At 49.6% G+C, this 20,611-nt stretch carries 20 protein-coding genes and 1 pseudogene; 11 read left to right on the top strand and 10 right to left on the bottom strand.

Features of this window, described 5'->3' with window-relative positions:
• Positions 1-358: 358 nt before the first annotated feature.
• A complete protein-coding gene (locus tag SD10_RS08525) occupies positions 359-1,039 on the bottom strand; it encodes a hypothetical protein (protein WP_227699177.1) in 681 nt (226 codons plus the stop codon).
• Between the two features lie 435 nt (positions 1,040-1,474).
• Positions 1,475-1,915: a hypothetical protein gene (locus tag SD10_RS08520; protein ID WP_148562406.1), complete on the bottom strand. Its 441-nt coding sequence runs from the start codon at positions 1,913-1,915 to the stop codon at positions 1,475-1,477.
• 445 nt (positions 1,916-2,360) lie between these two features.
• Between SD10_RS08520 and SD10_RS29385 the strand changes: the two genes are divergently transcribed.
• Positions 2,361-2,546: a hypothetical protein gene (locus tag SD10_RS29385; protein ID WP_148562405.1), complete on the top strand. Its 186-nt coding sequence runs from the start codon at positions 2,361-2,363 to the stop codon at positions 2,544-2,546.
• Between the two features lie 155 nt (positions 2,547-2,701).
• Complete coding sequence (locus tag SD10_RS29380; RefSeq protein ID WP_148562404.1) at positions 2,702-2,974, top strand: hypothetical protein; 273 nt, start codon at positions 2,702-2,704, stop codon at positions 2,972-2,974.
• 586 nt (positions 2,975-3,560) lie between these two features.
• Here SD10_RS29380 and SD10_RS08515 read toward each other — a convergent pair.
• From SD10_RS08515 to SD10_RS30460, 4 genes and pseudogenes are all read right to left on the bottom strand, one after another.
• The gene (locus SD10_RS08515; protein ID WP_148562403.1) at positions 3,561-4,034 is read right to left on the bottom strand and encodes a hypothetical protein; all 474 of its coding nucleotides are present in this window, start codon (positions 4,032-4,034) and stop codon (positions 3,561-3,563) included.
• Between the two features lie 370 nt (positions 4,035-4,404).
• The gene (locus SD10_RS29815; protein ID WP_169750811.1) at positions 4,405-4,569 is read right to left on the bottom strand and encodes a hypothetical protein; all 165 of its coding nucleotides are present in this window, start codon (positions 4,567-4,569) and stop codon (positions 4,405-4,407) included.
• An 11-nt stretch (positions 4,570-4,580) separates the two neighbouring features.
• The gene (locus SD10_RS08510; RefSeq protein ID WP_046573417.1) at positions 4,581-5,027 is read right to left on the bottom strand and encodes a DUF6934 family protein; all 447 of its coding nucleotides are present in this window, start codon (positions 5,025-5,027) and stop codon (positions 4,581-4,583) included.
• 396 nt (positions 5,028-5,423) lie between these two features.
• Positions 5,424-5,830: pseudogene (locus SD10_RS30460) on the bottom strand (DUF5958 family protein).
• Positions 5,831-7,487: 1,657 nt separating this feature from the next.
• Here SD10_RS30460 and SD10_RS30000 point away from each other — a divergent pair.
• On the top strand, positions 7,488-7,736 hold the full coding sequence (locus SD10_RS30000; protein WP_082111558.1) for a hypothetical protein: 249 nt from the start codon (positions 7,488-7,490) through the stop codon (positions 7,734-7,736).
• Here the strand turns inward: SD10_RS30000 and SD10_RS08485 are convergent.
• Both SD10_RS08485 and SD10_RS08480 read right to left on the bottom strand, forming a co-directional pair.
• Positions 7,711-8,883 (bottom strand): tyrosine-type recombinase/integrase, encoded by a 1,173-nt coding sequence (locus tag SD10_RS08485; RefSeq protein WP_046573412.1) that lies wholly within the window; start codon positions 8,881-8,883, stop codon positions 7,711-7,713. The two genes, SD10_RS30000 and SD10_RS08485, sit on opposite strands and share 26 nt — an antisense overlap.
• Before the next feature lie 11 nt (positions 8,884-8,894).
• Complete coding sequence (locus tag SD10_RS08480) at positions 8,895-9,461, bottom strand: GIY-YIG nuclease family protein (protein WP_082111557.1); 567 nt, start codon at positions 9,459-9,461, stop codon at positions 8,895-8,897.
• A gap of 67 nt (positions 9,462-9,528) precedes the next feature.
• Here SD10_RS08480 and SD10_RS08475 point away from each other — a divergent pair, with 67 nt between their 5' ends.
• Positions 9,529-9,777: a helix-turn-helix domain-containing protein gene (locus SD10_RS08475; RefSeq protein ID WP_046573410.1), complete on the top strand. Its 249-nt coding sequence runs from the start codon at positions 9,529-9,531 to the stop codon at positions 9,775-9,777.
• A gap of 188 nt (positions 9,778-9,965) precedes the next feature.
• On the opposite strand, the gene amaB is transcribed toward SD10_RS08475, so the two are convergent.
• The gene (gene amaB / locus SD10_RS08470) at positions 9,966-11,510 is read right to left on the bottom strand and encodes an L-piperidine-6-carboxylate dehydrogenase (protein WP_046573409.1); all 1,545 of its coding nucleotides are present in this window, start codon (positions 11,508-11,510) and stop codon (positions 9,966-9,968) included.
• A 140-nt stretch (positions 11,511-11,650) separates the two neighbouring features.
• On the opposite strand from amaB, the gene SD10_RS08465 reads away from it, so the two are divergent.
• The 6 genes from SD10_RS08465 to SD10_RS08440 all read left to right on the top strand — a co-directional run bounded on the left by SD10_RS08465 (position 11,651) and on the right by SD10_RS08440 (position 18,981).
• Positions 11,651-12,679, top strand: a complete 1,029-nt coding sequence (locus SD10_RS08465; protein ID WP_046573408.1) for a fasciclin domain-containing protein — start codon at positions 11,651-11,653, stop codon at positions 12,677-12,679.
• Positions 12,680-12,884: 205 nt separating this feature from the next.
• Positions 12,885-13,439, top strand: coding sequence for an RNA polymerase sigma factor (locus SD10_RS08460; RefSeq protein ID WP_046573407.1), 555 nt, complete (start codon positions 12,885-12,887; stop codon positions 13,437-13,439).
• Positions 13,436-14,260 (top strand): anti-sigma factor, encoded by an 825-nt coding sequence (locus SD10_RS08455; protein WP_046573406.1) that lies wholly within the window; start codon positions 13,436-13,438, stop codon positions 14,258-14,260. Before SD10_RS08460 ends, SD10_RS08455 begins: the two co-directional genes overlap by 4 nt.
• Before the next feature lie 149 nt (positions 14,261-14,409).
• A complete protein-coding gene (gene msrB / locus SD10_RS08450) occupies positions 14,410-14,877 on the top strand; it encodes a peptide-methionine (R)-S-oxide reductase MsrB (protein ID WP_046573405.1) in 468 nt (155 codons plus the stop codon).
• Positions 14,878-15,176: 299 nt separating this feature from the next.
• Positions 15,177-17,738, top strand: coding sequence for a penicillin-binding protein 1A (locus tag SD10_RS08445; protein ID WP_046573404.1), 2,562 nt, complete (start codon positions 15,177-15,179; stop codon positions 17,736-17,738).
• A gap of 274 nt (positions 17,739-18,012) precedes the next feature.
• A complete protein-coding gene (locus SD10_RS08440; RefSeq protein ID WP_046573403.1) occupies positions 18,013-18,981 on the top strand; it encodes an alpha/beta fold hydrolase in 969 nt (322 codons plus the stop codon).
• On the opposite strand, the gene SD10_RS08435 is transcribed toward SD10_RS08440, so the two are convergent.
• Entirely contained in the window at positions 18,978-19,370 is a 393-nt protein-coding gene (locus tag SD10_RS08435; protein WP_046573402.1) for a VOC family protein, read from the bottom strand. The two genes, SD10_RS08440 and SD10_RS08435, sit on opposite strands and share 4 nt — an antisense overlap.
• Before the next feature lie 258 nt (positions 19,371-19,628).
• Here SD10_RS08435 and SD10_RS08430 point away from each other — a divergent pair, with 258 nt between their 5' ends.
• On the top strand, positions 19,629-20,597 hold the full coding sequence (locus SD10_RS08430; protein ID WP_046573401.1) for a Gfo/Idh/MocA family protein: 969 nt from the start codon (positions 19,629-19,631) through the stop codon (positions 20,595-20,597).
• The last annotated feature ends 14 nt before the right edge of the window (positions 20,598-20,611 follow it).

Below are 20,611 nucleotides of genomic sequence, written 5' to 3'. Positions count from 1 at the left end.
CTTTTGCGCGTTGTTGTGGGGCATTCGCCCTATCGCACGCTACTTTGTCAACCCGTTTTTGGCTTGCCCAACTCGGCGATTCTTGTGTCAACTGAAACCTGACTAACGAACCCAAAAGCTGCCCTGTCGGCACGCGCACCTTGTCACATGCGATCCGGCATATGAACTTTTTATATCTGTCTAGCGCACCCAACGACCCCGAAGGCTGATGGTGAACGAGCAAATAGACTAAGCAAACGCCGTTTCCACCTTTACACCCTCGTTTGGCTAGGCTGCCCCAACTCTACTTCGGGACGAGCGTCCTGTCGACGGGAAAGTAACCCGCGCGGAGATGACTATTTTTTAACTACGGTCTATTTTACCTGTCGTAATGCAGCAAATTCCTATTCTTTCGATATTCTCCAATCTGTTCGGCCCAACTACCTGAAATGTCGAGTAACTGAAAAGACAGTTGTCTTAAAGATACAGGGGTGAAAAAGGAGTTTTCCTTACCCAAATCTCTGTTCACAAACTCTAAAATATTACCATGACATATATTGTTTCTTTGCCGAACTAGCTCAACATCAATTCTATTAGGTTTTTGACTCTCTAGTTTTTGATCGAATTCTTCTTCTTCAGGGAAGGCCAAACAATTAGTTGGCATACCAATGTCTCTTGCTCCCTTTATTAGATTGTTACTTAACACTTTATATGGTGATAATTCAATAAGCTCGCCAGTGGGATTGTTGACTTGGTCAACTGTGATTCTTAGGCTTGCCTCAATACCATTTAATAAGGATGAGACGGCAGGTACGTATAAACCATTCATTAAAGCATCAATTCCTTGGACAAAAAACCAATGAAATTCGGCCGCGCATAACCTCTCGAAGAAAAAATTTCTCAGTGGTGCCCACTCAGTTGCAATTGAAAAATGTCGTTCGATATGTTCCGCATGATTAGACGTAAATTCTTGGTAATTGGGCTTCGTAAGGTAAAAATGATTCCTGACAATTTCCCATCTGCTGGTAGGTGATAAATTTTTAAAGCTATCTGTAGCCATAATTCAATGTTTACGAAACTTATTACTGACTAGCGCGAAACCCCACGCGTTAGCTTTCCACCTTTTCGAGCCATCCCACCGCAAAAGTACCTTGTGTCGACCGAACCGATACGCGCCTGTCAACGCCCGAGTGTCTCGTGTCGCCCGCAACCTAGCCCTCCAGAAAACGCTGACCTGTCCTTAAGCTTGGCCTATCGACCGACGCTTGAGTAGAAGCCTCAAAAGCCCGTCTGTTGAGCCGTGACCCCTGTCGCACGCAAGCCCACCACTACGTTGTTTTTCTGCTTGTTGCATCACCCAACGACCATGAGGGTTGATGGATGATGAAATAACTCAAGATAACAAACGTAACGTCAACCTTTACACCCTCATTGGGTTGGGCTGCCAAGCATCTTCACAGGCGAGCATCCTGTCGCCAGAAACCGCCCCAATGAGCTAAACCTTCTCTAATTGTGTGTAAAACCAATAAAAGCGCCAGTAATCCCCATTCTCAACTTCAACATGATAAACCAAATCATCAATTTTTGAGTGAGAGTGAGTGTTGATTTGCAACACTTTTCTAAGTTTGTCCGGCTTCTTCTTTAATCGAACATATTCGCCAAAGTCAAAAAGAGGCTGTTCCCCTATCGGGTGGAACGCTTCATTGAGCACTCTGAACTCGCCAAAATAATCTTTAATGGTGAGATATTTACTGGCTACGTTGTAGTTCTCGCATAGAAAGACCGCACGCCAAAACCTATGAGGATGACGCTTTTTGTTTTCCTCCACTTCTGTTAAGTCTTCCGGGTGAATACTTTGAGTGTCGTAGTTTAATCCTACTCCCAAGACTCCCCAAACCCTTTTTTCATTCATTTTTTTTCTAAAAGCGACCTTCAACAGGCGTTTCCTTTGTCACACGCTACGTGGCAAATGTACTTTTTGACTTGTCCAATTGGAGCAATTCTCGTGTCGACCGAAGCTGACCTATGAGCCAAAGCGTCCTGTCTCAGACCGTATCGCCTGTCGCACACAAGCCGACCACTATGCTATTGGCTGTTGTGATCACCCAACGCCCCCGAGGGCTGATGGTGCTCAAATTAGCTCACTTCAGCACGTTACTTGCACCTTTACACCCTCGTTTGGTTGGGCTGCAACGCTCCTTCGGGACGTGCTCCCTGTCGACCGAAAGCGACCCCACGCGGAGCGGGCAAAACGCACAATCCGCTTTCCAGGCCCGAGCGAAACCTTTCCGCTACGTTGTTTCACACGTCCTAGTCAAGATGCTTGGCCTGTCGAACGCTACGTCCTATTCGCTTTTAGTTTGCCAACCGGGACGTTGCTCGTGTCAGACCCAACCCAGGCTCCGTTTCACTTCGGGGCGGTTGCCCTATCGACGCTACGTAGCAAACGAGTTCAAAAGATGGCCTGTCGGGGCGCTTCTCGTGTCGACCAAAACCGAATAACGGGCCGAAGCCTACCCAGCCGGGGCGTTCCCTCTGTCGCCGGAGAGACCGAAATCGAGACCTAAAGTCGGCATGTCACTACGTATCTCGTGTCGACCGAGCCCGGCAAACACGCCTTTTCTGCTTGGCCGGAACACCCAACGACCACAGGGGTTGATGGGGATTAGACGACTTGCCTCAACAAAAGCCACTTGAACCTTTACACCCCTGTTTGGTTGGGTTGCAAACCCTCCTGCGGGACGTGCATCTTGTCGCCGGAAGCCCGCCCACGCGGAGCGGACAACAACGCACAATCCGATTTCTATACCGACGGGCGAAGCTGATCAACGCACCTCATCCGCTTTGCCCAACCACCCTTGTGGGCGGTTGGCTTGTCGACCGTAACCCGACCACGCCGGTCAAAGTAAACCACTGGGGCGGCTGGCCTGTCGACCGGAAGCTACCCAACGAGCCCAAAAGCTGTCTGTCGGGGCGGCTCCCCTGTCGCAGGTAACCCGCCTTACACGCCCATTATGTTCCCGCCACCCGCCACCCACAGGGGTTGATGGTGAGGGCGGAAGTTTACTGAACACAAACCACTTGCACCTTTACACCCCTGTTTGGTTGGGCTGCCAAGCCTCCTTCGGGACGCGCTTCCTGTCACAAGTAGCCTACCCACGCGGAGCGAGCAACACACACAACCGCTTGTACACCAAGTGCGAAGCCCAACAAACGCACCGAATCCGCTTTGGCCGAGCCGAAAAACGAGCGCGTTTCCGCTGTCGCAAGGTAGCTGCCCAACCTGTCAAAGCCCAAATTGGGGGTGGTTGGCCTGTCAACGGGAGCCGACCAACGAGTAAAAAACCGCCCTGTTTCGGGACGTGTGGCCTGTCGCCGAGACGCTGGCACACGAACACTTTATGCCTCTGTTCACCCAACGCCAACAGGGGTTGATGGAGAGCGAGTTACGCCACTGAACACGAACCGCCTAAACCTTTACACCCCTGTTTGGTTGGGCTGTCGGCCCGCCGACGGGACGCGAGTCCTGTCGCAGGAAGCCTACCTACGCCGAGCGAACCACAACGCACAAATCCGATTTGTTATCTGAACTTATACTGTTTGTTCAGCATATCCTTCAAGACCAGTGTAAAAGTCCAGTTCAACTCCTCCTTGCCCAAAAACCGTAGGTTACCATGCCGTTTAATTGCGTTTCGGAGTGCCTTGAAATTGTAAAAATTATTTTCGACAATTGGATACACATCGCCGTTAGCACAATATAAAACAACTTGTTCGAGGGTATCAAATCGTCTTTTAAGGGTTCCTGTGCTGAATCCCTTTAATGAATGAGCAGGAATAATCTTCCTTCGCCTAGTGAGTAAGTCGATGACTTCAATGCCATGCTCTAATAAAGTAAAATTAAACCGCTCAGTTATCAAGGAGCGCGCCAATAAACTACTAACCAAAATTGTCAGTAAATAGGCAAATCCTATATATAGTGCTGCGCCTAAAGAAAAATCGAGCGTAGGAAAGTACGTTAATAATTTACAGAAAAGACATATAAAAAAGATGAGCATAGTCATTCTAAACAGTAGCATGTAATATCTATACCGTCCTTCCATAAACTGATTATACTATCCCAATTAAGTCGTTGTTGCTGTGTCGCAGGCTAGGTAAAAACTTACTTTTTTGACTACTTACGGGGCGCTTCTTGTGTCGACGGAAGCTGCCCAGTGAGCCGAAACCGCCCTGTCACGGGACAAGCTTACTGTCGCACGCAAACCCATAAACGAGCACTGCTTTTGGCGGTTCACCCAACGACCACAGGTGTTGATGGTGATTAGACTACTTACCTGAACACGAGTCACTTGCACCTTTACACACCTGTTTGGTTGGGCTGCTCCGCTTTCCTTTGGGACTTGCTTCCTGTCACCGAGACGGGGGAATTTAAGGAGCTACTCGCTTCCGAGTTGGTAGCTTGGCTGTTTTCAGCATTTCATTGGCTTTGGCCAATTTCTCTGGAAAGAGCACTTTGTCGCGATACTGCTCCAGCGAGGGGTCAATTCGCACAATAGGGGCTTTGCTGTTATTGAGTTCCTGAACTGTTCTCATAATGGTTAAAGTTAAACAAATTTTCGTTGAGCTAAAAAACCCGTGTATTCCTTACCAACCTCAAATACGTAGAATTCGTCTCCAATCTGACCATAAAGTTCAAAGTCCTGCATCATTTCCTCATAGAACCGAGTGATGCCCATTCGGTATAATCTGGTTCGCGCTTTCGTGCTACCGGTAGCATAGACGAATGCAGCAGGGTGCTTGTCGAAGAAAGCATATAAAGCAGCAACGACGGTAGCCAATACTTTATCGGTATCACCATTGTTGGAAATGGCGAAATCATCAATTTCTCCCGTACCTGCATTCTTATCGCCAAAGGCAAGGTTATATACGTCGGGCTGATTCGTTTCTTGGAACAGAATAAGTTTACGGATAAGGCCATTTGGACCTTCGCTCACGAACTCGAAGACGGTCAGGCTACTTTCCGCTTTGAGCGCATATTTTTCAATCTTCATACTGGATAAAGGTAGGAAAGAAGCGTTGTTCTCGCATACCTAACTCTGGAATTTGTCAAAGTGTACCTTATGGAGGCAGATGGCTTGTCGGCGGAAAGGTGGAAATTAGCTTTTTCAATTAAACTAACCGGGGCGCATCTTGTGTCGACCGGAGCTGACTAACGAGCCCAAAAGCTACCCTGTTAAGACGAGCGGCCTGTCGCCGGAACGATAGCACACGAACACTTTATGCCTCTGTTCACCCAACGCCAACGGGTGTTGATGGTGGGCTCAAAACTTTACTGAACAAACGTACTTTCGACCTTTACACACCCGTTTGGTTGGGCTGAAAACCTTCCTCACCGGCGAGCATCCTGTCGACGGAAAACTACCCCACGCGAAGCGCAAAAGCTGGCTTTATACCGACGCCCAATTTGGGTAATCAAAATGGTGCCATTCATGTCTACATCCAGCCTTGCAATAAACAACACGACGATAACTATCAGCTTGCCCAAACACAAACAAAACAACTGTAAACGACTTGAATAACTCGCTGTCGGGCAATTGCTTTAGTTTAGTCGCTGCGTTAGCTAGACTGTTTTTAAGCATAATCACCACAGGTGTCATGGTCGGTTAATGGGCGCGTTGGTTACAGCCTGTTGAATTAATTCTGAGCTGGGATGTGCCTGAATTAACAAGAAAATGGCTTTTCGTAATGCTTGCCGTTGCTCATCGAGGTTCAGTTTGGTGAACCAAGTCTGGCATGTCTCCAAACTGCTAACTCCTTGCGCGTAGCTATTGAAAAGTATTTCCTGAAAATCCATCCCTAAATCTATTTGGCTTATTTGTCGGTCACAACCCGGAAATGTAAACCCAAACCTGTCCAACCGGGGCGTTTGACCTGTCAACCGAAACCCGCTGAACGAACAAAAACTTAACCTCTGCGGCCTGCTTCCTGTCGCCCGTGACCCGGAAATGGGAGCACTTTATGGACTTGCACCCAACGACCCAGAGGGCTGATGGTGGGCGAGTTATTCGACTGAAGGAACGTACCTGAACCTTTACACACTCATTTGGTTGGGTTGCTAACCCTCCTTCGGGACGTGCTTCCTGTCGCCGGAGCGGTGACTGCGATGATTAAAACTATACCTTTATTGGAACATGCAAACACCCATAAAAGAGCGCACAGCAAGTGCCAAAAATTAAACCTGTTGCCATTAGAATGACAATTACTTTGACCACAATGTGTTCTTTTTGAAACTGAGTCCGGTAATAATCTGACCTGCGAAAGGCAATGAAACTTGTCAGCCCTACACCAACTACGAGTAGTAAAAACATTGCCATCATAAATTCAATGGCTCCAGTGGGTGGCCCTCCTGTCAGAAATATCATTCCAATTTTACTAGACTTTGATTCGTATAGTTGACTAATTCAGGCGTTCATTGTGTCAACCGAAAGCCCGAAATGCAAGCTCAAACTTGACTGACCGGAACGTTTCTCGTGTCGCATGGAAGCTGGCAAACGAGATAAAGCTACCTTGTCAGGAGACGTTCGCCTTGTCGCACGAGGCTCACAAATACGCCCAGTTTTGGCTGGCGCACCCAACGCCAACGGGTGTTGATGGGCAAAAAGCTTGACTGAACGCATGTACCTGAACCTTTACACACCCGTTTGGTTGGGCTGAAAAGCTTCCTTGGGGACGTGCTGCCTGTCGCCGAGAAGCTACCTACGCGGAGCGAAACGCTACGTTATCAAATTATAAGTACAACTTACAAGCGACCAAATAAAGACAATTAACAAGCCTGCATTCCTAAAGCTCGATGACAGCTTTTGCAGTTTGGGATAGCGAGGCCTGGTATAGAAATCTATTCTTCGCCAAGTAAGTATGTTTTTTAAGCCCGCAACAATCATGCTGAATCCTAAACAACTTACGCCTACTCCGATACTGATCGCATCTACTCCGTGTAAGTGAAAAGCCCGACCACCAGGTCGAAATAATACGATAAGATCATCTTTTAAAACTCCAAAAATTGGATAAATCAAAAAGAGCAATCCGAAGAATAGGTAAAGGCCACTACTAAAATAATTGCTGCGTTCAGGTACTTCTGGTATCATAAAGCCGGTTTTAATTTTAACAAGTTAACCTATTCAGGCGGTTAGTCTGTCGCCGAGACTCTAGCCCGCAAACCAAAACCTGACCTGTCGGGGCGTCTCTCGTGTCACAAGCAACCCGCCGAACGAGCAAAAAGCTTGACCTATGAGCCGCGCTCTCTGTCGCACGGAACCCGCCCTGCAAGCACTTTATGGCTATGCACCCAACATAATATTGTACGCAACATCGCGGAACTAAAACAGGCTGATAGTCAATGAGTATTAGTTCCGCGCTCTGGGAAATTATGTGGTTAAACAAACACGCTGTTAGGCAATGCAAAAAAGCGAATAGTTTACTTACCTCCAAACTATTTGATGTATTATTGTTTGATGAAGGCGACTCCAGTTAACCCAGCTCAGATAATTCGTAAATGGGATATCGATGGCTTTCCCACTTATTTTTTTGGGGCCGACAAGAACCTCTATCGGATTGATACACGCGGACAATATGTCATTAATCGACGTCAGATGAAACGATATACCTTTGGCTATACGCTTAAAAGCCGTTTTTACAGTCTCTCTCAACTCCGTCCACTGCTCCGGCGACATATCCTTACAAATCATCCAACGGACTTTTGATGGCGCTGATCTTGTTGGATGTTACGTGCGTGTAGCGCATGGTAGTCAGGATGCTGGTATGGCCCAATAACGCCTGAATGTACCGAATGTCGGTGCCTGCTTCGAGCAAGTGCGTGGCGAAACTGTGCCGGAGTGTATGAATACCCCCACGCTTGCGGATGCCCGCAAATCGGACGGTTTCACTATAAACCTGTTGGATGGTGCGATTGGCAAGAGGCTCGCTGGTCTCAGCATTTTCAAACAGATACGTTTTAGGTTGATACACTCGCAAATAATCATAGAGATAGTGCTGAAGCTTCTCCGAGAGCATCACCACGCGGTCTTTTCTTCCTTTTCCAGCTTTCACGGTAATGATGGCACGCTCTCGGTCAATGTCGCGGAGCCGCAACCGGGCTATTTCGCTAAGACGAAGACCCGTGGCATACACTACCTGAAACAGGGTTCGATACTTTAAGCTGGTCGTGGCGCTGAAGATGGCTTTTACTTCTGACAAGCTGTATACGGATGGTGTAGTTTCGGGGTTTCGGGGCAGGTCAATGGCAAAAAACTCCTTGTCGCGTTGTAAAACTTTTTCCTGATAGAACTTAAAGGCGTTGATGTGAACGTTGAGTGTGGCGCTACTGAGTCGTTTCTTGTTAACCAGAAAAAGCAGGTATTTTTGATAAGCAGCCCTGGTTAGCTCATCGAGCGACTGGGGATGGCTATGGCGTATGAGGGCAATCAGCGCCTGCCTGTAATTTTTGAATGTCTTTTGGCTATAATTCTGAATACGCATTACCTCGTACAAAGCGAGTATGACCGTATGCTGGTCATACTCGCTGGCGGGCGGGACGTAGCGAAACGCTTTCCGGATCAACCCTTTGCCGGCGGGTGGCCAGGCGGGATTAGTGGCCTGTTCGACCTCGGTTGCCCGGATGGATGGTTTGTAGAGCCGCACCACCGCTTCGTCGAACCGACAATACGCTTTCCCAAATAACTGACCGATTTGTACGATGGCCTGGCGGGTATTGGGCACGAGCCAGCACCGACGGAAATAACTCCAGCGCCGACCCGGAATCTGTCGAACAAGATCGTTGCCGATGGGATCTTCGGCAAAGGAAATGGTCAACAAACTGGCGTCTTTCTCATCGATGCGAATGGTGATCATCAGGACTAAATTTATTGCTTTGTATAAAGCTGTATCTGTTTGGTTCGGGTGCTGATGCCTACCGCCAGATAGGTCGGCTTGGCCTGTAGCACATGCCTGCCCGACAACACCAACCGGTTGAATCGCCGAACCCAGGCATCCACATCCTCAGGTCTGTAATACTTTACATTCCCAAACGAACTGGTCGCTTTTAGCCCAAACGATTCCCGGAGCCGTTCGAAGGCAATGGGGGTAATGTTATACTTCAGGCAAATCAATTGCTTGCTTAGACTACCCAACGTCGATTTGGTTTTCTGTGGTTTGTTCAGCGGGGGGTTGAGCCGGGCAATAGCGCCCTGTTGCAGCCGATCCAGGTCACATTCGTCACATTGGAAGAACCGAAACCGGACGAAATCTAGACCCGTCACCTTGTGTTCCCGTAGCCGGGCCTGAAGGTTTGTCGTCTGTCCTATATACACAACTTCATTCCTGGCATCGATCAAATAATAGATGCATGGCTGGGGCAGAACTAGCGTCGAGCTATCCATAATTTGCCCTAAATCGAGGTGATTTTCTGGTCTTTTTTCGGCGTTTTTCATGTATTAAATATACAACAAACAATACTTATATACAACAAAAAATACATATATTTTTTACCTTTGTTTTATGGCTGGACGACGAGAAAAAAAGACCAATATTCAGGGAAAATGGCTCAAGGAAGCGCTGGCCGCACAGGAGGTGTCGGTCTATCGATTGGCGAAAGAAATGGGGTATAGCCGGGAAAAATTCTACCGGCACATTGGCAATAAAACCTATCTCAGCAGCGAGTCGCTTGCCGAGATAGCCACTAAATTTCCAACCATGAATATGCGCTATGTGCTCACGGGCGAAGGCACGCCAACGATGCCTAAATGAAGGTATCCAGCACTTTTTAGGTGACTGCGTGCTGTCGGTTACTTATAACCGACTCGTGAGGTTTCTCAAAACCTCGTTTCATGAATTCGGTTTTGAGAAACCTTACGTGTCAGATTCTTAAATCTGACAGCACGGCACATAGGCACACAAATTAGGTGTGCTGGAAAGTCAGGAGCAGTCCATCTTAACTACAATTCAAACGTTATTCCCTGGGCCAGCGGCATCGTGGTCCCGTAGTTGATGGTGTTGGTTTGTCGGCGCATGTAGGCTTTCCAGGCATCGGAGCCCGATTCACGACCGCCCCCCGTTTCTTTTTCACCCCCGAAAGCCCCACCAATTTCGGCACCCGATGTACCAATGTTCACGTTGGCAATGCCGCAATCCGACCCGGTCGCGGACAGAAACCGTTCCGCTTCGCGCATGTTTAGGGTAAAAATGGCGGATGATAACCCCTGCGGCACGTCATTTTGCTGCCTGATGGCGTCTTCTAAGGTTGTGTATTTCAATAAATAAAGAATGGGCGCGAAGGTTTCCCGTTGCACAACCGGCCATTGATTTTCAGCTTCGGCAATGCATGGGCGCACATAACAGCCTGATTCAAAGCCTAAACCTTCAACCAAACCTGGCTCTACAACGAACTTCCCGCCCGACTCCAGAATTTCCTTAACCGCCATCTGATACGCATGTACGGCAGCCTGGTCGATAACCGGGCCCACATGAAACGATTCATCTAACGGGCTGCCTATACGCAACTGCGCATACGCATTCTTGAGTCGGCTTTTTACATCGTCGTAAATGCGCTCCTGCACAATGACCCGGCGGGTGCTTGTACACCGTTGTCCGGCCGTACCAACGGCACCAAACACAATGGCCGGAATCGCTAGATCAAGATCAGCATGTTCCGAAACGATGATCGCATTATTACCTCCCAATTCAAGCAGGCTTTTGCCCAGCCGTCCGGCTACGGCTTCGGCGACAGCCTTCCCCATGCGGGTGCTGCCCGTTGCCGACACCAGCGCTACCCTCGGATCACGGGCCAGCCACTCGCCAGCGTCGCGTCCACCGGTTATCAGGCAGGATACGCCCTCGGGGACATCATTGTTTCGGAGCACGTCGCCAATAATCTGCTGACAGGCCAGAGCCGTGAGTGGTGTTTTTTCCGATGGCTTCCAGATGCAGACGTCGCCACAAACCCAGGCCAGCATGGCGTTCCAGGACCAGACAGCGACTGGAAAATTAAAGGCCGAGATAATGCCGACGACACCTAACGGATGCCACTGTTCCAGCATTCGGTGAGCGGGGCGTTCGGAATGCATCGAGAGGCCATACAGCTGCCGCGACTGCCCAACGGCAAAATCGCAGATGTCAATGATTTCCTGGACTTCCCCCAAGCCCTCCTGCAGGGACTTACCCATTTCGTAGCTGACCAGGGTGCCGAGTTCCCGTTTATAGCGCCGAAACTGCTCAGCCATCTGCCGGACGATTTCGCCCCGTCGGGGTGCCGGAACCAATCGCCACTCCGCAAAAGCGACCTGGGCAGTTTCAACCACCTGATCATAATCGGCCCGGGTCGATGTGGTCACGCGGGCGATCAGTTGGCCATCGGCCGGAGAATACGAGTCAATTGTTTTTCTGGGTTGCTCCGTTGAGGCATCAGTCGTATGCCAGAAGTGTTGCCCGGTGCTGGTACCGGGCTTAATGGGCTGGGTGGGTGCTGGAAGAATGGACTGCATAGATCAGGTCTTGTGGTTTGTTGAGACGATGGCAAATCTACCCGCCTTTACCCAAACAATAGACACTAGTGAACAAACTTTTTGCCTATAACTCCGTTGCAATAGGATGAATCCTGTATTCACTTTGACCAGACAACGTTATGAAAATCAACCATCCTTTAAGCCTCTTAGCGTTAGGAACAACGCTGCTGGCAACGCCCAGCTGGAGCCAGACGACACCCACCGGAACAGCTACGTCGACAACGTATCCGCAGGGAGCTATTACGACCGATTCAACGTCGGCTAAGTCATCGCGTGAACAAAAACGAGCCATGAAACGCAACCGGAAGATGACCAATCAGGCGTCGAACAACGTAGGCACCACCACAAACACGTCGCCACAAGACGCCAACTATCGGAAAAGTTCAGCCAGCGTGGGCACTGCCGTTAATAACAGCAACACGACAAACTACAATAGCAACAACGTTACAAACGCCCCAACCGGCGCCGGGAGCAACCCAAACGCCATGACAGCACCCACCCCCGCTGATCAGGTGAGTAATGGACAAAGTAATAGTGCCGCCCGTAGCTCATCGAGTAGTGCCGGGAGCGCTTATTCTCCTAACACCGGGGCGACCGATTCAAATGCCGGAGCAGCAGAAGCGGTATCAGGCATGAAAAACAGCAAAGAACCAGCCGTAAAAGCGGGGAGCACCGTTCGCAATACGAGCATCGGCGATTTTGTTTCCTCGTCACCGAATTACGTAACCCTGCAAAATGCCTTGCAAACGGCCGATATGTGGGAAACCTTGAAAGGCGGTGGCCCCTATACGCTTTTTGCCCCAACCAATGCAGCGTTCAAAAAACTGTCGTCAGCCGCTCAGGGGGCTTTGCTAGATGGCAGCAATCGGGCGGCCCTGAAACAATTGCTGGCCTATCATGTGGTGAGTGGCATGTTGAGCACAGATGAGCTCAGTAAGCAAGTTAAAGCGGGCAACGGCAAAGCGCAGTTAAAAACCTTATCAGGTGCTACATTGACCATTCAGGAATCGAACGGTCACCTGACACTCACCGACGAGCAGGGCAATACAGCAACCGTCGACGGCATGGATAATCGTCAGTCGAATGGTGTTGTTTACGGCATTACTAGTGTGCTGATGCCCAAGTCAGGGGTAGATGCTTTTCGGTAAGCCGGGAAGGAAGTCTATAAGATAAAGTAAATTTAAGGGCGTAATGCATTTTATTAGTGCGTTACGCCCTACCCTTTTCTAGAGTGAAGGCGTATAGACAATAGCGAAGCTAGGTTACTTTTTCGTAAGCCTTTCACATTATCAGGTTCGAAACAGTTCATTTTTTGAAATTCTCTATATATTTGGCTCCTTTAACACCCACCTCGTGAAACGCCAGTCTTCTTTAGTTTCAGAAAGTGTCCTGATTGACAAGCTTGCCCAGCGTGATCAGCAGGCATTTCAATGGCTCTACGACCAATATTCGCCTGCTCTGTATGGTGTTGTGCTACGCATTGTGCGCGACGACGAGCAGGCAGCTGACCTCCTACAGGATATCTTCGTTAAAATCTGGAAAAACCTGGATGCGTACGACGCCAGCAAGGGCCGTTTATTCACCTGGATGCTCAATGTTGCCCGGAATACGGCGATCGATTCGCTGCGTTCCCGCAAAACACAACCAATTGCCGCAATCCGAACCGACGAGGAGAACGTACATATTGTTGACCGGCAACACAATACGGAACAACCCAACCCTGACCACATTGGTATTCAAGAAGTTGTGAACCAGTTGAGGCCCGACCGGAAACAGTTGATCGATCTGGTTTATTTCGGGGGGTACACCCACGAAGAAGCCGCCGAAGAACTGAATCTGCCCCTCGGAACAGTAAAAACCCGGGTTAGGGCTGCGTTGCAGGAATTAAAGCAATTATTCAAATCATGAACGTCACGGAATACATAGCATCGGGTATCTTAGAGTCTTACGTCATGGGTGCGGTGAGCGACCAGGAGCGACGCGAGGTCGAGTGCCTATCGTCTATTTATCCTGACATACGCCAAGAACTTGATCAGCTTTCGGAAGTTCTTGAGAGTTATGCGCTCATGCACAGTGTCGAACCACCCGAATCGGTTAAAGCGAAACTGCTGGCTCAACTTGATTTTGAGAAGCCTGTACGTGAGACAATTGTTCGGCCCATGCCGATAGATATGACGACGGCCAACTCATCGCCCACATTCCGGGTCACCTGGATTGTAGCAGCATCGATGGGTTTATTATTACTCCTGTTCTCCTTCTTTTTGCTGTCGCAGCTACGGACAAACCAGAAAACACTGGCCGAAGCCCGTTTGGATAATAGCAAGATACAGGCAGAAGTTCGTCAGTTACGCGATCAGAAAACGCAGGCCGACCAGGCGCTGGCCGTTCTGCGCCAGCCGGGCACCCGAACGCTGGAATTGAAAGGAAATGACAAAGCTCCGCAAGGATCGATGCTTGTTTTCTGGAACAGCCAAACCCACCAGGTAGCTGTACAGGTTCAGTCGTTACCGCCATTACCAGCCGATAAGCAGTATCAGCTCTGGTATATGGTCGGTGGCAAACCCGTTGATGCGGGTGTGTTCGATGTGCTACCGTCTGCCGATCTGGTTCAGCGCCTGAACCGTTCTGTTTCCCAGGCCGAGGCCTTTGCAGTAACGGTTGAGAAACGCGGAGGCAGTCCCACACCTACCCTCTCGACGCTGCTTGCGATGGCCCCGGTGAAGGCCTGAACGGAACCCATACCGTTCTTGTTCTATACACATAGAGCATGGCTTGATTCCTTTATTGTTGAACAGGATAGCTCAAAAGAAATCCGGTTCAACGCGTGTGTTTTGCACAGCGAATCCCAACCGATTAATACCAAAACAACAAAGACAACATGAAGCTCCTCCTGTCACTCGTTCTGTCAGCCTGCCTGTTTTCGGCGCTGGCGTTCACAACCGATGATACTCCTCCCCGCCGTGTCGTGAAAACCGACGCCGAATGGAAGAAATTATTGACCCCGAATCAGTTTGCGGTCCTGCGTGAACATGGTACCGAACGAGCGTTTACCAGTCCGCTCAACGACATTCACGACCATGGTATATTCTATTGCGCTGGTTGCCATAGCCCGCTTTTCTCGTCTGATACCAAGTTTGATTCTGGTACAGGTTGGCCAAGTTTTTACATGCCAATCAGCAAAACAGCGGTTAAAGAAACGACGGACAAGACATATGGCATGGTGCGTACAGAAGTTCTCTGTACCGTTTGTGGAGGGCATTTGGGACACGTTTTCAATGATGGACCCAAACCCACAGGCCTTCGCTACTGCATGAATGGCGTTGCCATGACTTTCGAAAAGAAATAACTCTATTGACTCCGGAAACTCACCAATCTTTCTTTTCCAATATTATTTTTCTGGTTTCGCCTAAAAATAACCGGGTCAAAATCAGCCGGGTCGTGTAAGCGGCCCGGCTTTCGTATATCACATCGCTCGAAAATACGTTATATTTGAGGCCTGGTCTGGATGGGCACGGTCTGGGTAGGCAGGTCCGTGTAGACCCGGAACGTATTTTCGCAGGTCGCTGATTTAGTGCAACCGGGACATTGGCATCGTTACACCTAACCAACACTGAATTAATTAGGTTATTCTTCGACTATTAACGCATGAGTCAATACAGGGAGCGATTCCGCGCTGTTCGGCACGCTTTTGGCGAATTTAGGAAACGTCAAAAATTAGCAGGCAACGTCAGGCGTAGAGTTGGCCATCACCTAGTGCGCGTCGCAGGTGAAGAGCGCGTCAATGCATGGGTTAGTACTTACCGTGGCTACCGCAATCAGTTTCGTTCGTTTGTTCACCGGTACATTGATCCCGATTCCTGGTATTATCCTGTTCTCAAAAACGGCACCAAAGGCATTCTCTGGATTTCGCTGGCCTTAGGGCTGTATGTGTTTGTCCTCAATTATAACTTCCTGTATTTAACGGGCGCGATGCCGAGCGTTGAAGAGCTCAGGAACCCAAAGCTCAATCAGTCATCCGAAATTTATTCGCAGGATGGGGTGATGATTGGCAAGTTTTACGCCGAAAACCGAACCCCCATCAAGTATGAAAACATTCCCAAGCAACTAATCAATGCATTGATTGCCACCGAAGATGTTCGTTTTTACGACCATAGTGGCGTTGATCCTCGTGCCATTGGCCGGGCGGTGGTTAGTTTTGGTCGCGATGGCGGTGGATCGACCATTACGCAACAGTTGGCGAAAAACCTCTTTAAGACCCGCCGGAAGACCAGTACGGGCTTATTGACCCGGATTCCTTTTATTCGAAAAGTTATTTATAAGTCGAAAGAATGGCTGATGGCCCTCAAGCTGGAGCGGAATTTTTCGAAAGACGAAATCATTACCTATTATTTTAATACGGTCGATTTTGGCAGCAACGCTTTTGGCCTGAAAACAGCGGCCCGTACCTTTTTCAACAAAGCGCCCGATAGCCTGAATGTGCAGGAAGGAGCCGTACTCGTCGGTCTCCAAAAAGCCACGACGAATTACAATCCACTTAAAAACCCACAGCGCTCCCGCGAACGCCGGAACATCGTGCTGGGGCAAATGGCAAAGTATAAATTTCTGACCAAAGCCCAGGCCGACTCCATCGCTGCCTTGCCGCTCGTCACCGAGTTTACGCCCGAAAACCCATACTCTGGCCCGGCCAGTTACCTGAAAAACGTGGTTCAGGACTATGTAAAAAAGTGGGGTGAAGAAAACGGTTACGACCTCTATACCGATGGACTGCGCATCATAACAACCATCGACTCGCGGATGCAGACCTACGCCGAAGAAGCGACCAGCGAGAAAATGAAACAACTTCAGCGTTCGTTCGATAACCACTGGCGGGATCGAAAACCCTGGACGAACGAAGATGGGGATGAAATTCCGGGCTTTATCGATTCCGTTGCCCGCCGAACCGAGCGGTACAAATCCCTTAGCCGACGGTTCATGCCACTGTACCCCGATTCGATCATGTACTATATGAAAAATGTAAAGTACAAGATGCGGGTGTTTAGCTGGAACAACAAACGAGGGTACGACTCGGTCGAAATGACCCCGTATGATTCCATTGCGTACTACAAACGTTTTTTGCAATCGGGCATGGTGGCCATGGACCCACACACGGGCTACATCCGGGCCTGGGTTGGCGGGCTGGATTACGATTATTTCAAGTATGACCACGTCAAGCAGGGCAAACGACAACCCGGCTCGACCTTCAAACCATTTGTTTACACCACCGCCATCGATGACACCCTTATCAACTTAAGCCCCTGCGACCGGATTCAGGATCGGCCATTCCGAAAAGAATACCGCGAAAATGGCGAGGATAAAGTGTGGGAACCAAAGAATTCGACAGGCTATTACTCGTACTCGAATATGACCCTGCGCCGGGCTATGGCGCGCTCCGTGAACTCCATTACGGCCCAGTTGACCGACCGGGTCACGCCTGAACGTGTCGCTCAGTATGCACATCGCATGGGAATCAAGAGTCGGCTGGAAGCCGTGCCGTCTATTGGACTCGGCTCGTCCGATGTGTCTCTTTATGAGCTGGTTGCCGCTTATTGTACATTCGTCAACGATGGGGAGTCGACCGAGCCGATCATTGTGCAGCGGATCGAAGACCGGGATGGTAATGTTATCGAAACCTTCACCAGCCAGCACAAGCGGGCCATCAGTTCGGAGACAGCTTTCCTTATGCGCTACATGCTACAGGGAGGCCTGCAGGAGCCGGGTGGTACATCGCAGAATTTGTGGTCGTTCGACCTGTTCAAAAACCACAATGAAATGGGAGGTAAAACCGGAACAACCTCCAACAACTCCGACGGCTGGTTTGTCGGTGTCTCCAACAACCTGATCGTGGGTGCCTGGGTGGGGGGCGATGACCGAAGTATTCACTTCCGCTCCACAGACTTAGGCGAAGGGGCCAAAACAGCCCTGCCGCTCGTTGGCAGTTTTTTAGAAAAGGTGTACCATGACCCCAAGTTCAAAAGTTTGCAGGGGCCATTTCCAAAGGCGGATGGTATCACGAAAGAGTACCTGAATTGTGGCTATTCCGACGAAGAAGAAACAACGTCAGAATCGGATTCCACCGATACATCGGGCGAAGTGGGTGACTCAACATTCGTACCTGTTCCGCCTGCGCCCGACCCAACTACCCCACCCGATACGACACGAAACCAGTAAGGGGCGCATTTTTTCGTCATTTTAAACGTCAGCCGGTTTTATGGGTAAGGGCACCGCCCTTCGCCCATAAAACCGGCTGACGTTTAGCCAGTTACTGTCCTCATAAGGTAACACACTTACCATTTTAGAAGGCTCCGGCCAACGCTTCAACTGGCGCGATCATTGTATTTTCAGGAAAAATGTATGTACCAGTAGATAATCTCAAACGAGATGAGCTATAATTCCCTAAACTTTTAGCCGGGTGTTGATAGTTATAATCGTACACTATGAAGTTATGAAACTATTCACACGGATTTTGCGCTGGGCCATACTCACGGTACTCCTTCTGGCTGTTGGTGTACTCGTTGTCGCCTGGTTCGTCGACTCCCGGCAGACAGATCAGGAATTGGCAGAAGAATTTAAAGGACAAGCCATTCGTCCTGTGGTCCATTATTACCAGGTTACGGAACGCGGCTTACAGACGCCCCGAACGATCCGGTTTATGGAAACGCCTGCTTCAGCGGCCAATTCTACTCTGCCCGTCGTGCTCTTTGTGCACGGCGCTCCTAGTTCATTGTCTTTTTTCAACGAGTTTTTCAAAGATACGACACTCCTGAGCCGCGCCCGCTTAGTAGCTGTTGACCGGCCAGGGTATGGTTATTCTGATTTCGGGCGGGTTGAAACGTCCATTATCCGGCAGGCTGAATTTCTGCAACCGCTCATTGATCGTTACAAAAATGCGCCTTATTTAATGATTGTTGGCTCATCGTATGGTGGTTCGGTAACAGCCCGACTAGCCATGAATAATCCGGATCGGGTCGATCACGTGGTGTTCGTTTCGTCGGCCCTGGGGCCAGGCCTGGAACGAACGTATCCAATCAGCTATTTTGCCGATAGTCCGCTGATTCACTGGGGCGTTCCACCCCTGCTTCGGCTGGCCAATGATGAGAAACTGGCTCACCGGCGTGCCCTGGAAGCCATTTTACCCGACTGGCCGAAAATTCGGGCGCGCATTACAATGCTGCACGGCCAGCGCGATGAGTTGGTGTACCCAACCAATGTTTCGTTTGCTCAGAATCATTTGGTCAATGCCGAAGTGAAGCAGTTTCTGCTTCCCGAAAATCGCCACGACATTGTATTCAATAAACGGGAATATATGACCAGCATCATTCTTGACATACTGACGCAGCGCGATGTAAAAGAAACGGTGAAGGCCAAACCCATTGCGGCAAAAGCTGGGGTAAACGAAACCACCAGTCTTTAAGCAGTAATCTCGATTCGGTTTTCTTCCGGGTCAAGAATAACACTTTCGTAATAGCCATCGCCCGTATGCCGGGGCTCTCCAACGATGGTGTATCCATCCGTTCTAAGCCGTTGGGTCAGGGCATCGACGGCGTCCTTGCTACCTACAGAAATGGCAATATGAATGAGGCCCATAAATTGCGACAGGGCCTCATTTTTTGTGTCCGGTATACCCGGCATCTGCATGATTTCCAACCGAGAGCCGCCATCCGGAAAGGTCAGAAAGTAGGACGAAAATCCTTTGCTTACATTACTATATTTCTCATTTGCGGTAGCCCCGAAATACGTTTCGTAGAAGGCCCGCACCTGGTCAAGATCGCGAACCCAGAGAGCAATGTGGTCGATGTGCATTCAATAAAGGGTAATCTGATTCAGCAGCAAAACTAGGGAAGACAGACGCTACATCAAGTGGCTCGGTTAACCAACGTCGGTTTTGTATTACCCCATTCCAGTCAATAGTCTGGCAGGATACTCACTTGCTAAACTAATTGTTTCTTTAGATTTACGGATACATACCGTAAATCTTTCGCTGTTATTCCTTTTCATTCGGACTTAACACCTGCTCCTGTGGAAACCCTGCTGCACAATCGAAGAACATTTTTAAAAAATATGGCGCTGGGAAGCGTAACAATCAGCTTGCCCGCAACGATCTGGTCAGGCGGTCAGGTAGTTGAGAAAGGAAAACGGGTCGGCATCATCGGGCTGGACACCTCCCACAGCACAGCGTTTACCAAAGTGCTCAATGCTCCGGAGGCCAATCCGGCTTATGCCGGGTACAAGGTTGTGGCGGCTTATCCATACGGCAGTAAAGACATAGCAAGCAGCACAACGCGCATTTCGGCTTATACGGACGAGGTCAAAAAACTGAATGTCGAGATTGTCGATTCAATCGGTGCTCTCCTACAGAAAGTCGATGTGGTTCTGCTGGAAACGAATGACGGACGGTTGCACCGTGACCAGGCCATTCAGGTGCTTAAGGCTGGCAAGCGCATGTTCATCGACAAACCCATTGCGGCCTCGCTCTCCGATGTAGTAGCTATTTTTGCGGCCTCTCAGACCTATAAAATACCCATCTTCTCGGCCTCTTCCCTTCGTTACATTACAGGTATCGAGGGCATTAACAAAAGCCAGGTGTTGGGAGCCGACACGTTTAGCCCAGCGGTTTTGGAAAAAACGCATCCTGATTTTTTCTGGTACGGTGTGCATGGCGTCGAAACACTGTATACGGCGATGGGCACTGGTTGCCGGGAAGTGATCCGCGTGCATACCAACGATACCGACATCGTTGTGGGTACCTGGGCTGATGGGCGCATTGGCACGTTTCGGGGTACGCGGACAGGGAAGCACGATTACGGTGGCATGGTTTATACACAAACCGGAAACGTCCGGCTTGGCCCCTATGGAGGCTACGAACCGTTGCTCAAAGAAATCATCACCTATTTCGAAACGGGTAAGGTCCCGGTTTCTCCCGAGGAAACCACCGAAATTTTTGCTTTTATGGAAGCCGCTGATGAAAGCAAACGCCGGGGTGGAACGCCCGTGACACTGGCCAGTGTAATGGCAAACCTGAAGCCGTAGCCCTTTTAACCTAA

The organism is Spirosoma radiotolerans, assembly GCF_000974425.1.
Taxonomy (GTDB): Bacteria; Bacteroidota; Bacteroidia; order Cytophagales; family Spirosomataceae; genus Spirosoma; species Spirosoma radiotolerans.
The sequence above is the reverse complement of the archived record's forward strand: the minus strand, read 5'-3'. Positions and strand labels throughout refer to the sequence as shown.

What these genes read in the sequence shown, in the direction of transcription:
- SD10_RS08525 (WP_227699177.1), bottom strand. Translation starts at nt 1,039, where the DNA reads ATGGCTACAGATAGCTTTAAAAATTTATCACCTACCAGCAGATGGGAA.
- SD10_RS08515 (WP_148562403.1), bottom strand. Translation starts at nt 4,034, where the DNA reads ATGCTCATCTTTTTTATATGTCTTTTCTGTAAATTATTAACGTACTTT.
- SD10_RS29815 (WP_169750811.1), bottom strand. Translation starts at nt 4,569, where the DNA reads ATGAGAACAGTTCAGGAACTCAATAACAGCAAAGCCCCTATTGTGCGA.
- SD10_RS08510 (WP_046573417.1), bottom strand. Translation starts at nt 5,027, where the DNA reads ATGAAGATTGAAAAATATGCGCTCAAAGCGGAAAGTAGCCTGACCGTC.
- SD10_RS30000 (WP_082111558.1), top strand. Translation starts at nt 7,488, where the DNA reads ATGAAGGCGACTCCAGTTAACCCAGCTCAGATAATTCGTAAATGGGAT.
- SD10_RS08485 (WP_046573412.1), bottom strand. Translation starts at nt 8,883, where the DNA reads ATGATCACCATTCGCATCGATGAGAAAGACGCCAGTTTGTTGACCATT.
- SD10_RS08480 (WP_082111557.1), bottom strand. Translation starts at nt 9,461, where the DNA reads ATGAAAAACGCCGAAAAAAGACCAGAAAATCACCTCGATTTAGGGCAA.
- SD10_RS08475 (WP_046573410.1), top strand. Translation starts at nt 9,529, where the DNA reads ATGGCTGGACGACGAGAAAAAAAGACCAATATTCAGGGAAAATGGCTC.
- amaB (WP_046573409.1), bottom strand. Translation starts at nt 11,510, where the DNA reads ATGCAGTCCATTCTTCCAGCACCCACCCAGCCCATTAAGCCCGGTACC.
- SD10_RS08465 (WP_046573408.1), top strand. Translation starts at nt 11,651, where the DNA reads ATGAAAATCAACCATCCTTTAAGCCTCTTAGCGTTAGGAACAACGCTG.
- SD10_RS08455 (WP_046573406.1), top strand. Translation starts at nt 13,436, where the DNA reads ATGAACGTCACGGAATACATAGCATCGGGTATCTTAGAGTCTTACGTC.
- msrB (WP_046573405.1), top strand. Translation starts at nt 14,410, where the DNA reads ATGAAGCTCCTCCTGTCACTCGTTCTGTCAGCCTGCCTGTTTTCGGCG.
- SD10_RS08445 (WP_046573404.1), top strand. Translation starts at nt 15,177, where the DNA reads ATGAGTCAATACAGGGAGCGATTCCGCGCTGTTCGGCACGCTTTTGGC.
- SD10_RS08440 (WP_046573403.1), top strand. Translation starts at nt 18,013, where the DNA reads ATGAAACTATTCACACGGATTTTGCGCTGGGCCATACTCACGGTACTC.
- SD10_RS08435 (WP_046573402.1), bottom strand. Translation starts at nt 19,370, where the DNA reads ATGCACATCGACCACATTGCTCTCTGGGTTCGCGATCTTGACCAGGTG.
- SD10_RS08430 (WP_046573401.1), top strand. Translation starts at nt 19,629, where the DNA reads ATGGCGCTGGGAAGCGTAACAATCAGCTTGCCCGCAACGATCTGGTCA.